This is a genomic window from Pseudomonas sp. D1-1, from assembly GCF_051132225.1.
In the GTDB taxonomy this organism is placed as follows: Bacteria; Pseudomonadota; Gammaproteobacteria; order Pseudomonadales; family Pseudomonadaceae; genus Aquipseudomonas.
In genome coordinates, this window is record NZ_CP071676.1 from 152501 (window position 1) to 165557 (window position 13057).

The 13057-nt window shown below is 58.2% G+C and carries 6 protein-coding genes, 2 tRNA genes and 4 rRNA genes (1 of these 12 only partly in view); all 12 read left to right on the forward strand.

Features of this window, described 5'->3' with window-relative positions:
• Positions 1-6 (forward strand): 16S ribosomal RNA (locus J3P86_RS00655) (it extends 1533 nt beyond the left edge of the window).
• Positions 7-71: 65 nt separating this feature from the next.
• Positions 72-148: transfer RNA gene (locus J3P86_RS00660), tRNA-Ile, on the forward strand.
• A gap of 27 nt (positions 149-175) precedes the next feature.
• Positions 176-251 (forward strand) — tRNA-Ala (locus J3P86_RS00665).
• A gap of 251 nt (positions 252-502) precedes the next feature.
• Positions 503-3394: ribosomal RNA gene (locus J3P86_RS00670) — 23S ribosomal RNA — on the forward strand.
• 164 nt (positions 3395-3558) lie between these two features.
• A 5S ribosomal RNA gene (gene rrf / locus J3P86_RS00675) occupies positions 3559-3674 on the forward strand.
• 107 nt (positions 3675-3781) lie between these two features.
• A 5S ribosomal RNA gene (gene rrf / locus J3P86_RS00680) occupies positions 3782-3897 on the forward strand.
• The 16S, 23S and 5S rRNA genes sit together here with 2 tRNA genes alongside, the layout of an rRNA operon.
• 182 nt (positions 3898-4079) lie before the next feature.
• Positions 4080-4715, forward strand: coding sequence for an NADH:ubiquinone oxidoreductase subunit N (locus J3P86_RS00685; RefSeq protein ID WP_434699226.1), 636 nt, complete (start codon positions 4080-4082; stop codon positions 4713-4715).
• A gap of 156 nt (positions 4716-4871) precedes the next feature.
• On the forward strand, positions 4872-6377 hold the full coding sequence (locus J3P86_RS00690) for a YdgA family protein (protein ID WP_434699227.1): 1506 nt from the start codon (positions 4872-4874) through the stop codon (positions 6375-6377).
• Positions 6378-6620: 243 nt separating this feature from the next.
• A complete protein-coding gene (gene pgaA, locus J3P86_RS00695; RefSeq protein WP_434699228.1) occupies positions 6621-9104 on the forward strand; it encodes a poly-beta-1,6 N-acetyl-D-glucosamine export porin PgaA in 2484 nt (827 codons plus the stop codon).
• 12 nt (positions 9105-9116) lie between these two features.
• Positions 9117-11114: a poly-beta-1,6-N-acetyl-D-glucosamine N-deacetylase PgaB gene (pgaB, locus tag J3P86_RS00700; RefSeq protein ID WP_434699229.1), complete on the forward strand. Its 1998-nt coding sequence runs from the start codon at positions 9117-9119 to the stop codon at positions 11112-11114.
• Between the two features lies 1 nt (position 11115).
• A complete protein-coding gene (pgaC, locus tag J3P86_RS00705) occupies positions 11116-12471 on the forward strand; it encodes a poly-beta-1,6-N-acetyl-D-glucosamine synthase (RefSeq protein ID WP_305497636.1) in 1356 nt (451 codons plus the stop codon).
• Positions 12468-12971, forward strand: a complete 504-nt coding sequence (gene pgaD / locus J3P86_RS00710; RefSeq protein WP_434699230.1) for a poly-beta-1,6-N-acetyl-D-glucosamine biosynthesis protein PgaD — start codon at positions 12468-12470, stop codon at positions 12969-12971. The genes pgaC and pgaD overlap by 4 nt, the downstream gene beginning before the upstream one ends.
• The last annotated feature ends 86 nt before the right edge of the window (positions 12972-13057 follow it).

A 13057-nucleotide genomic window follows, 5' to 3' on the forward strand; every position in this document is an offset into this window, starting at 1 on the left:
TCCTTAATCGACGACCGCAGCGGCTCCATGAGCTCCCACACGAATTGCTTGATTCATTGAAGAAGACGATTGGGTCTGTAGCTCAGTTGGTTAGAGCGCACCCCTGATAAGGGTGAGGTCGGCAGTTCGAATCTGCCCAGACCCACCAATTTCATGGTGTCCCCTGTAGCGATACGGGGCCATAGCTCAGCTGGGAGAGCGCCTGCCTTGCACGCAGGAGGTCAGCGGTTCGATCCCGCTTGGCTCCACCATTACAGATTGGCACCAACGTTTAAAGCTTAGAAATGAGCATTCCACCGTACGGTGCCTGAATGTTGATTTCTAGTCTTTTGATTAGATCGTTCTTTAAAAATTTGGGTATGTGATAGAAAGATAGACTGGACGTTACTTTCACTGGTAACGGCTCAGGCTAAGGTAAAATTTGTGAGTTCTCTTAGTTGAGAAATTCGAATTTTCGGCGAATGTCGTCTTCACAGTATAACCAGATTGCTTGGGGTTATATGGTCAAGTGAAGAAGCGCATACGGTGGATGCCTTGGCAGTCAGAGGCGATGAAAGACGTGGTAGCCTGCGAAAAGCTTCGGGGAGTCGGCAAACAGACTGTGATCCGGAGATGTCTGAATGGGGGAACCCAGCCATCATAAGATGGTTATCTTGTACTGAATACATAGGTGCAAGAGGCGAACCAGGGGAACTGAAACATCTAAGTACCCTGAGGAAAAGAAATCAACCGAGATTCCCTTAGTAGTGGCGAGCGAACGGGGACTAGCCCTTAAGCTTCTTTGATTTTAGCGGAACGCTCTGGAAAGTGCGGCCATAGTGGGTGATAGCCCTGTACGCGAAAGGATCTTAGAAGTGAAATCGAGTAGGACGGAGCACGAGAAACTTTGTCTGAATATGGGGGGACCATCCTCCAAGGCTAAATACTACTGACTGACCGATAGTGAACTAGTACCGTGAGGGAAAGGCGAAAAGAACCCCGGAGAGGGGAGTGAAATAGATCCTGAAACCGTATGCGTACAAGCAGTGGGAGCCCACTTTGTTGGGTGACTGCGTACCTTTTGTATAATGGGTCAGCGACTTATTTTCAGTGGCGAGCTTAACCGAATAGGGGAGGCGTAGCGAAAGCGAGTCTTAATAGGGCGTCTAGTCGCTGGGAATAGACCCGAAACCGGGCGATCTATCCATGGGCAGGTTGAAGGTTAGGTAACACTGACTGGAGGACCGAACCGACTACCGTTGAAAAGTTAGCGGATGACCTGTGGATCGGAGTGAAAGGCTAATCAAGCTCGGAGATAGCTGGTTCTCCTCGAAAGCTATTTAGGTAGCGCCTCATGTATCACTGTAGGGGGTAGAGCACTGTTTCGGCTAGGGGGTCATCCCGACTTACCAAACCGATGCAAACTCCGAATACCTACAAGTGCCGAGCATGGGAGACACACGGCGGGTGCTAACGTCCGTCGTGAAAAGGGAAACAACCCAGACCGTCAGCTAAGGTCCCAAAGTTATGGTTAAGTGGGAAACGATGTGGGAAGGCTTAGACAGCTAGGAGGTTGGCTTAGAAGCAGCCACCCTTTAAAGAAAGCGTAATAGCTCACTAGTCGAGTCGGCCTGCGCGGAAGATGTAACGGGGCTCAAACCATACACCGAAGCTACGGGTATCACGCAAGTGATGCGGTAGAGGAGCGTTCTGTAAGCCTGTGAAGGTGAGTTGAGAAGCTTGCTGGAGGTATCAGAAGTGCGAATGCTGACATGAGTAACGACAATGGGTGTGAAAAACACCCACGCCGAAAGACCAAGGTTTCCTGCGCAACGTTAATCGACGCAGGGTTAGTCGGTCCCTAAGGCGAGGCTGAAAAGCGTAGTCGATGGAAAACAGGTTAATATTCCTGTACTTCTGGTTATTGCGATGGAGGGACGGAGAAGGCTAGGCCAGCTTGGCGTTGGTTGTCCAAGTTTAAGGTGGTAGGCTGAGATCTTAGGTAAATCCGGGATCTTAAGGCCGAGAGCTGATGACGAGTTACCCTTTGGGTGACGAAGTGGTTGATGCCATGCTTCCAAGAAAAGCTTCTAAGCTTCAGGTAACCAGGAACCGTACCCCAAACCGACACAGGTGGTTGGGTAGAGAATACCAAGGCGCTTGAGAGAACTCGGGTGAAGGAACTAGGCAAAATGGCACCGTAACTTCGGGAGAAGGTGCGCCGGTGAGGGTGAAGCACTTGCTGCGTAAGCCCACGCCGGTCGAAGATACCAGGCCGCTGCGACTGTTTATTAAAAACACAGCACTCTGCAAACACGAAAGTGGACGTATAGGGTGTGACGCCTGCCCGGTGCCGGAAGGTTAATTGATGGGGTTAGCTAACGCGAAGCTCTTGATCGAAGCCCCGGTAAACGGCGGCCGTAACTATAACGGTCCTAAGGTAGCGAAATTCCTTGTCGGGTAAGTTCCGACCTGCACGAATGGCGTAACGATGGCGGCGCTGTCTCCACCCGAGACTCAGTGAAATTGAAATCGCTGTGAAGATGCAGTGTATCCGCGGCTAGACGGAAAGACCCCGTGAACCTTTACTATAGCTTTGCACTGGACTTTGAATTTGCTTGTGTAGGATAGGTGGGAGGCTTTGAAGCGTGGACGCCAGTCTGCGTGGAGCCATCCTTGAAATACCACCCTGGCAACTTTGAGGTTCTAACTCAGGTCCGTTATCCGGATCGAGGACAGTGTATGGTGGGTAGTTTGACTGGGGCGGTCTCCTCCTAAAGAGTAACGGAGGAGTACGAAGGTGCGCTCAGACCGGTCGGAAATCGGTCGTAGAGTATAAAGGCAAAAGCGCGCTTGACTGCGAGACAGACACGTCGAGCAGGTACGAAAGTAGGTCTTAGTGATCCGGTGGTTCTGTATGGAAGGGCCATCGCTCAACGGATAAAAGGTACTCCGGGGATAACAGGCTGATACCGCCCAAGAGTTCATATCGACGGCGGTGTTTGGCACCTCGATGTCGGCTCATCACATCCTGGGGCTGAAGCCGGTCCCAAGGGTATGGCTGTTCGCCATTTAAAGTGGTACGCGAGCTGGGTTTAGAACGTCGTGAGACAGTTCGGTCCCTATCTGCCGTGGACGTTTGAGATTTGAGAGGGGCTGCTCCTAGTACGAGAGGACCGGAGTGGACGAACCTCTGGTGTTCCGGTTGTCACGCCAGTGGCATTGCCGGGTAGCTATGTTCGGAAAAGATAACCGCTGAAAGCATCTAAGCGGGAAACTTGCCTCAAGATGAGATCTCACTGGGACCTTGAGTCCCCTGAAGGGCCGTCGAAGACTACGACGTTGATAGGCAGGGTGTGTAAGCGCTGTGAGGCGTTGAGCTAACCTGTACTAATTGCCCGTGAGGCTTGACCATATAACACCCAAGCAATTTGCTGATCCTGCTCTGGAAACGGAGAAAGGCGCCAGATTGCGGTGTGTGAAGACGAAATGAACCGAAAGTTCGAGTCAAAACCCACAAACTATCGCATACCCATTCGCTGGAACGTGACCGTAAGGCACGCGCTGGCTACCGAATTTCTTGACGACCATAGAGCATTGGAACCACCTGATCCCATCCCGAACTCAGAAGTGAAACGATGCATCGCCGATGGTAGTGTGGGGTTTCCCCATGTGAGAGTAGGTCATCGTCAAGATTAAATTCCGAAACCCCTATCTGCTGACGCAGGTAGGGGTTTTGTTTTAGTAGAAGTCTTCGATTTTCACCGACACGTTGTTCCTGAACGGGTTGGTTACCAAATTTCTTGACGACCATAGAGCATTGGAACCACCTGATCCCATCCCGAACTCAGAAGTGAAACGATGCATCGCCGATGGTAGTGTGGGGTTTCCCCATGTGAGAGTAGGTCATCGTCAAGATTGAATTCCAGAACCCCTGTCTGCCAATGCAGACAGGGGTTTTGTCGTTTTCGGAGCCGATAATCGGATCGCCGTCCTAATTGACGCCACCCCCCGGCAAACCCCCAAGCCGTTGCTATGCTTTGGTTGTCGGGCATTGGCAGCAACAGCCCGCGACGTGACTGGTCATGGGGATTCCAATAATGAAAAACCCTTATGCTCCCGGCTTCTGGTGCGCTGTCGCGGCCTTGGTGCTGCTTTCGGCCACCTACTTCTATGGCGTCATGCTGACTCACCATATCGACAAGGCACTGATTTTCCTGGATAGCGCGGCTGCGCTGATCGGTGTCATTTCTGTCGCAATCGTCGCCTGGGCTTCTCTTCAAGGCCAGCGCATCAAGAAGAAGCAGCTTGTGCAAGGCAAGACACTGGTCCTGATCTGGGATACCAAGGTTGCGCTGCGCCGGGTTGAAACGGTATTCGACCGTTATTTCTGGGGCAGCTATTGGCAGCCTGGACGCACGTTTCAGGAAGTCATGGGTGAACTCACCGGCACTCCGCTGGAGAAAAGCCTCGAGGCACTGAAAACTCAATGCGCCGCCCTGGACAAGCAAGTCGCGCAAGACGACTGGCATTGGCTCAACAATGCCCGCGAGCTGTGCGATGTGGCCAACGCGATGGCTCGGGAGCGCTATCAATTGGACTTCTACGATGGGCGTGACGATTCATCGGGTGCGGCAGTAATCAATCGAGATTTCGAAGTGTTGGTCTACACCTGGACAGCACGTCTCAAGACCTTCGATCATCAACTTGACGAGATCGAAGTCGAATATTCGTAGACCATTTCTCAAGAACACGCTTTTTCCCCTTTAAACATTGGGCTTGCTGACTTGCCTGATGCTAATCTCCCCACCACTTTTATCGCGTCGTACCACAGCCCTTTGCGGGTCAAGGAAGACGACTCTTTTCAACCATGGAACATGATCGGATCACTCATGAACAAATCAGCAAGCGTACTTCTGGGAATCATTGTGGTTGTTGGTGCAATCAGTGCGGGTGGCGCCTGGTATACCGGCACCAAGCTTGAAGGCGTACTGCAAACCGCTATTGCCGACAGCAATAAGCAACTGCAAACGGCTTTGGCGGGTTCCAATGGCACCGCTTCGATTGAACTGGTCTCCCTGGACCGTGGCACTTTCAGCAGTACTGCCCGTTATCGTCTCAAGGGTGAAGGCGAAATGTTCGGCGGCGAACCGGTCGAGCTGCTGTTCGTTGACAATATCGAACACGGTCCACTGCCATTCTCGCGCCTGATGACGCTCAAATGGTTGCCGGTCATGGCCACCAGCCACACCGAACTGGAGCGGACTCCGCTGACCGAAAAGTGGTTCGTTGCCGCCAAGGATAAATCGCCTCTCAAAGGCGTCTTCAATCTCGGTTACGATCAATCCACCAACGGCACGTTCGAACTGCTGCCTCTGGATACCAAGCTGGATGAGCAATCCCAGCTGATCTTCTCCGGCCTGAAAATCGATGTGGCCGCCAGCGCCCAGGCTGAGAAGATCAAGGCCGACGGCTACATGGACAGCTTCAAGTTGACCACCGTCGCCGAAGATCAGACGCCGGTTCAGGTAGAGTTCAGTGGCCTGACATTGGCCAGCAACCTGACCAAGAGCACCTATGGCTACTACAAGGGCGACAACACCCTGTTGCTGAGCAGCAGCAAGACCACCTTCGGCGAGCCGAAATCGGTATTGGGCCTGAAAAACTTCGAGATGAAGAACAACAGCTCCGAGAACGGCACCAGTGCTTCGGGACGCGCTGATTACAAGATCGGCGAGTTGTCGTTCAACGACAAGGTCATCGGTTCTGCACAGATGGCGGTCAGCCTGAAGAACCTGGACATCCCTGCCACAATGTCGCTGATGCAGGTCTACCAGGCCAAGCTGCAACCCTACGAAAAGGCAGTTGCCGAGGCCGCTGAAGCGGGCGAGCCGGCTCCAGAGCTGAACCTCACCGAGGCAGAAGAAGCGCAGGTCAAAGCCGACCTGGAAAAACTCCTGGCTGGCGCCCCGCAAGTGGCCCTGGAGAACCTCTCGTTCAATACCGCTAACGGCGAAAGCCGCGCGAGCCTGGTTGTTGATCTGGCCAAGCCGCAGTCCATGGACCTGCCACCCGATGAGCTGGGCCGTCAGTTGCTCGCTCTGCTGGACTTCAAGGTTAAGCTTTCCAAGCCAATGCTGGTGGATCTCCTGACCGTGCAAGCGCAGATGGAAGGCCAGACCGACGCAAAACTGATCGCCGACCAGGCGACTGCCACCAGCGATATGTTCAGCGCCATGGCGGTAGGCACGGAGCTGGCGAAGCTTGAAGGCAATGATGTGGTTACCAATCTGCACTACGCCAACAATCAGGTCGATTTCAACGGCCAGAAGATGACCGTTGAACAGTTCACCGCGTTTGTGATGAACAAGCTGGGCGGCGGCGTCGCCATTCAGTAACCCGTCCCAGGCAACATCCGAAACCGGTCCGTGCCCTGTGCACGGGCCGGTTTTTTTTGTCCGTTGAAAATGCCGCGCTGAAATCTGCATGGATTCTGAAGAATTATGGCGATCTGGAAGATGACCAGCCACAGAGTGCAAAACTAGGCCCGTTAGAGCTTGGCTGGGTTCCTTTGATCCGGCCTTCTGTTTGATGGGCAAGGGGGCACTGCGACCCGGCTGGCCATGTAAGGATGCTGACGAATGCCGCGTACTGTGGGTCCTCTTATTCAATTCGGTTTGCGCCCGTTGTTTCGCGTCGCGCTGTGCAGCCAATTGTGCTGGTCGGTGGTGGCGTTTGCCGATACCGCTTATGACCAGATGGTGCTCGACGCCCGCGCGGGGCATTACACGCCCGCGTTGTCCGTATTGCGCCAGGTGCCGGTTGGCCAGGCCAGCACCGCACAGATCAGTGACCATCTGCAGATCGCCAGTTGGGCCGGTCTTGATGCCGAGGTGGTGAAAGTCTACGAAACCCAGGGCCGCTACCGCGACCTTCCGGTTCAGGCGCTGACCGCAGCTGCTCGCTCCTATCGCAACCTCAAGCGCTGGGATCCGGCGGTCGAGTTGTATCGCCGGGCGTTGGCGATAGATCCGCAGAACCCCGATCTGCAACTAGGCCTGGCCTTGACCCAGGCCGATGCCGGCAAGCCAGATGAAGCCGTCAACCGCGCCAGGGCGCTCGTTGCCGCCAAGCCAGAAGATCCGATGCGCCGGTTGGCCTTGGGTTATGCGCTGACGCGTGCGGACAATCCCCACGAAGCGCTTTTCGAATACGACCAGGCGTTCACCCGTGCCGGCAGCAACAAGCCTGAAGTCGCCCGCGAGTACGTCTACGCCCTGCAACGCGCCCGTTTGCCTGAGCCGGCCCTGCGCCTGGCCCGGCTTCAGCCCGGCCTGATCGATCGTGGCGTGCAACGCAGGCTCGAAGGCGATGTGGCGGCCGAGCGGGTGCGCCTGGCGGATATGGCCAGTCGCAGCGAAACAGAACGTTTTGTCATTGCCGATCGCGCGCTGGCGGACTACGACAAACTGCTCGCCACCTGGACTCCGGTGGCCGAGGCCCACGATGATGTCTTGCGCTGGCGGATCGACCGCATGGGCGCCCTCAACGCCCGGGCTCGCCGGGCCGAGGTGATCGCCGAGTACCAGAAGCTGGTCGCTGAAGGGGTCAGCATTCCAACCTACGCGCTGCGCTGGGTGGCGTCTTCCTATCTGGAGCAACGTGAACCGGAGATCGCCGTCGATCTGTACCGCCGCGTGCTGATTGCACCGGATGCAGATCCTGCGGACCGCTTCGAAGACAGCACTGCGCTCTACTACGCCTTGCTGGAAAGCGAAAAATCCGAGGAGGCTCGCGCACTGGCCGAAGACCTGGCGAAAGCACAGCCGGCCCGCGTGGAGCTCAAGGGGCTGCCGATCGGCAATCCCAACGACGAGTGGATGGACGCGCAGCTCCTGGCCGCTCAAGCAGGTACCTACGGCGCCGATCTGCCTACCGCCGAGGCGCGCCTGGACGCTCTGGTCTACCACGGCCCCGGCAATATCGGCTTGCGCCTGGCCCAGGCCGATCTGTACCAGGCACGTGACTGGCCGCGACGTTCGGAAAGCCTGCTCAAGGAAGTCGAGGCCACGACGCCGCGCAATCGCGACCTGGAAGTCGCCCAGGCCCGCGCCGCCATGGATCTGCAGGAATGGCGGCAAATGGATGCGCTTACCGATGACGTCGTCGCCCGCTATCCCGAGAACGCTCACGTCAAGCGCCTGCAACGCCAGCGTGACGTCCATGACATGGCTGAACTGCGCATCGAGGCCTACACCGGCAAGAGCTACGGTGGCGGCAATGGCGACGCAGGCGCGGTGACCGGCAGCCGCGATTTTGGTATCGAGACCTTGCTCTACAGCCCGCCCATCGATGAAGACTGGCGGCTGTTCGGCGGTGCCGGTTACGCAACCGGCGACTTCGAGGAAGGCACCGGCCATCATCGCTGGCAGCGCCTGGGAGTGGAGCGGCGTACCCGCGACATGACCCTGGAGGCGGAAGTCTCCAACCATTCGTATGGTTCCGGTGACAAACAGGGCGCGCGAGTAGCCGTGGCCCGGGACATCAATGATCACTGGCAGTACGGCGGCAGCCTGGACTACCTCTCGGCCAACACTCCGTTGCGGGCTCTCAACAGCGGGATTCGCGCCAATGGTGGAAGCGGTTTCGTCCGCTGGCGTGCCAATGAAAGCCGCGAGTGGCGGCTGGCTGTCAGCCCGTCCCACTTCAGCGATGGCAACAACCGCCTCGAGACCTTGCTGACTGGCCGCGAGGGCATCTACAGCGCTCCGAGGCTGCAAGTGGAGCTGGGCCTGGAAGTCGGTGCCAGTCGCAACAGCGGCTCCAATGAAGTGCCGTACTTCAATCCGAAATCGGACTTCAGTGTCATGCCGACCGTGAGCGCCAATCACGTGTTGTATCGCCGCTACGAAACCACCTGGAGCCAGCAGTTCCAGGCGGGCGCCGGCACCTACAGCCAGAGTGACTACAGCACCGGGGCCATGGGGTTGCTCAGCTACGGCCAACGTCTGCTCTGGAACGATGTGCTTGAAGCCGGGGCCGCGCTGAGCTGGCTCAACCGCCCTTACGACGGCGATCGTGAAAGCGATCTGCGCCTGCTTGTCGACCTCACCTACCGCTTCTAGAAGAGTTTGAAAATGCCCGTCATTTCGCGATTCATCCTTCTGCTGGGAGTCTTGCTGATCAGCGCTTGTGCCCAGCAGGCCCCGGCATTTGCCCCGCCTTCGCAACGGCCGGTGATGGCCAACGATGCGCCATGGCCGAAAAACCACGTGCTTGGTATTGCCTACCACGACGTCGAAGACCGCGACCCCGACCAAGCCTTGGTGGCCGTGCGCACCGAGCGCCTGATCGAGCAATTGGCCTGGCTGCGGGAAAACAATTATCAGCCGGTCACGATCGACCAGATCATCGCTGCCCGCAACGGCGGCCCCGAACTGCCACCGCGCGCAGTACTGCTGAGTTTCGACGACGGCTACTCAAGCTTTTACACCCGCGTCATGCCCATCCTGCGCGCCTACAACTGGCCGGCCATCCTTGCTCCGGTCGGCAGTTGGATCGACACGCCGCTGAATCAACCGGTGGATTTTGCCGGGGTGCCGCGCAAGCGTTCCGAGTTCCTGACCTGGGAGCAGATTCGCGAGGTGTCGAAATCGGGCCTGGTGGAAATCGCCGCCCACACCGACGCCAATCACAAAGGCGTACTCGCCAACCCGCAAGGCAACCAGCAGCCGGCGGCGACCACGCGGCGCTACGATCCGGCTACCGGTCGCTATGAAGCGGAAGCCGATTTCCAGGCGCGTCTGCGCAAGGACGTGGCAGCCATTTCCGAGAAGATCCGCAAAGTCACCGGCTACAGTCCGCGCGTCTGGGTCTGGCCATACGGCGAGGCGGACGGCACCGCGTTGCAGGTGATTGGCAGCCAGGGCTACCAGATGGCCCTGACCCTGGAAGACGGCCTCGACAGCCTCGATAACCTGATGAGCGGCCCGCGCTTTCTGGTGGCTTCCGATCCGGACGGCGCTCACTTCGCCGAAAGCATCGTCTCGGTGCAGACTATGGACCCGATGCGGGTGGTCCACGTCGACCTGGATTACGTCTACGATCCGGACCCCGTGCAGCAGGAGGCCAACGTCGGCAAGCTGGTCCAGCGTATCTACGATCTGGGCGCGAACACCGTCTTCCTGCAAGCTTTTGCCGACCCGAAGGGCGATGGCCTGGTCCATTCGCTGTACTTCCCCAATCGGCATCTGCCGGTACGCGCCGATCTGTTCGATCGGGTCGCATGGCAATTGCGCACCCGGGCCAACGTGAAGGTGTATGCCTGGATGCCGGCGCTCAGTTTTGCCCTGGACCCGAAGTTGCCGCGTGTACAGCGCTGGGATCCTGAAACCGGCAAGATTGGCGTCGCCCCGGACCAGTACCTGCGCCTGTCGCCCTTCGACCCGAACGTGCGCAAGGTCATCGGCGAAATCTACGAAGACCTGGCGCGGATGAGCTCGGTGGACGGCGTTCTGTACCATGACGACGCGGTGTTCTCCGACTTCGAGGATGCCGGCCCAGCTGCGATGAAAGTCTATGCGGCCAACGGCTTGCCGACTTCCATCGCCGCTCTGCGCGACGACCCGGCGGCCATGCAGCGCTGGACCCGTTTCAAGAGCCGCTACCTGATCGACTTCACCGCTGAGCTCACGGCCAAGGTTCGGGCAATTCGTGGTCCGGAGGTGCGCACGGCGCGCAATATCTTTGCCGAGCCGATGCTCAACCCGCAGAGCGAGGCCTGGTTCGCCCAGAACCTCAATGACTTCCTCGGCGCCTACGATTGGACGGCTCCGATGGCCATGCCATTGATGGAAAAACAGACCCGCGAGCAATCCGGGCCCTGGCTCGAACGGCTGGTGGAAACCGTCAAGGCTCGCCCCGGTGCGCTCAAGCGCACGGTATTCGAATTGCAAGCGCGCGACTGGCACAGCAAGCCGGTGGCCGATATCGAAGGTGAACAACTGGCCGACTGGATGGGGCGACTCAAGCGCCAGGGCGTGACCAGTTTCGGCTACTACCCGGACAACTTCATCGAAGACCAGCCTGCCGTGAAAGCCGTGCGGCCTGCGCTCTCCAACAAGTGGAATCCTTGACATGCTCGACAGACTGCTCGCCGTCCTGGTGCTGGCGATCGTCCTTGGGGTGCCCCTGGGCCTGATCTTCCTGGTCACTGGGCAATTCCTGATGGACTTCGTGTTCTTCTACCCGCTGTTCATGTCCGGGCTGTGGATCGCCGGGGGCCTGTATTTCTGGCTGCACTGGGAGCGCCACTGGCCGTGGAAAGACGATACCTTGCCGCCGCCCCTGGCCGGCGAACCGCTGATCAGCATCCTGATCCCGTGCTTCAACGAAGGCGACAACGTTGCCGACACGATTCACGCAGCGCTGGGCCAGCACTACCCGAACATCGAGGTGATCGCCATCAACGACGGCTCCAAGGACAACACCGCCGAGGTGCTGGACCGACTGGCGGCCGAAGACCCGCGCTTGCGTGTGCTGCACCTGGCGGAAAACCAGGGCAAGGCCGTAGCCCTGCGCATGGGCGCCATCGCTGCACGCAGCGAATACCTTGTGTGCATTGACGGCGACGCGCTACTGGCACCGAATACCTGCGCCTACCTGGTGGCGCCGATGCTCGACAACGCCCGCCTCGGCGCGGTGACGGGCAACCCGCGCATTCGCACCCGTTCAACCTTGGTGGGTCGGGTCCAGGTCGGTGAGTTTTCCTCGATCATCGGCTTGATCAAGCGTACCCAGCGGGTCTTCGGACGAATCTTCACCGTGTCCGGTGTGATCGTCGCCTTCCGTCGCACAGCGCTGCACCGGGTCGGCTACTGGAGCCCGGACATGATCACCGAGGACATCGACATCAGCTGGAAGCTGCAACTGGACCACTGGAGCATCTTCTACGAACCCCGTGCGTTGTGCTGGATCCTCATGCCCGAAACCCTGCGCGGCCTGTGGCGGCAACGGCTGCGCTGGGCCCAGGGCGGTGCCGAAGTGCTGTTCAAGAACATCCGCGGCATCTGGCAATACCGCCACCGTTACCTGTGGCCGCTGCTGTTCGAATACTGCCTGTCCACCGGTTGGGCGTTCACCTTCCTGCTGTCGGTGATCTTCTGGGGCGCCGGCAAATTCATCGAGATGCCCGCCGCCATCGCGGTGGACCACCTCATGCCGCCGGCCTTCACCGGGCTGTTGCTGGCGGTGGTGTGCCTGATGCAATTCGCGGTGAGCATCCTGATCGACCGTCGCTACGAAAAAGGCCTGTGGCACATCATGTTCTGGGTGGTCTGGTACCCGTTGGTGTTCTGGTTGATCAGCCTGTTCACCACCCTGGTGAGCTTCCCCAAGGTGCTGTTCGGGCAGCATCAGAAACGTGCGCGCTGGGTTAGCCCGGATCGCGGGATCAAGCCGTTCGATGACGAAGAAGAGGAAGTGATCCGATGAAAATTATCAGGACCCGGCAGCGGCCTTTTCTGGTGGTCATCGATGTGCTCTTTACCGTGCTGGCGTGGGTTGGGCTGTTGTATCTGCTGGTCAATGGGCTCTGGCCGTTGTTCGACAGCCATGCCGGGCCGCGCCTGGGTGGTTCGCTGTTCGATACCCTGGGAACCTTGCAGATCTATGGCTGGATCGCGCTGGTCAACGCAATCATCCTGATTACCTGGGCGCGTTACCAACAGCGCAAAAGCCGCAGCTTCGCCCAGCGTCGGCTGCCGAGGCCTGCGGTGGATGACCAAGGCCTGAGCGCAAGTTTCAAGCTGACTGACGAACGACTGGAAACGCTGCGCCAGCCTGGCTCCAAAATCATCCATAACAACCCGGATGGCGACATCAGCCACGTAGTGCCGCACTTTCATCTGCTGAGCCCGGACTTGCAACCGCCGCCCCTGGCACCGCTGGACCGGCCGCGGGTGATTCATCTGCCGGCTGATCGCCCTGCGTAGTCAACGCCAAACACCTGTGGGAGCGAGCCTGCTCGCGATAGCGGAGTACCAGGCAGCACTGATGCCGACTGATCGGACGCCATCGC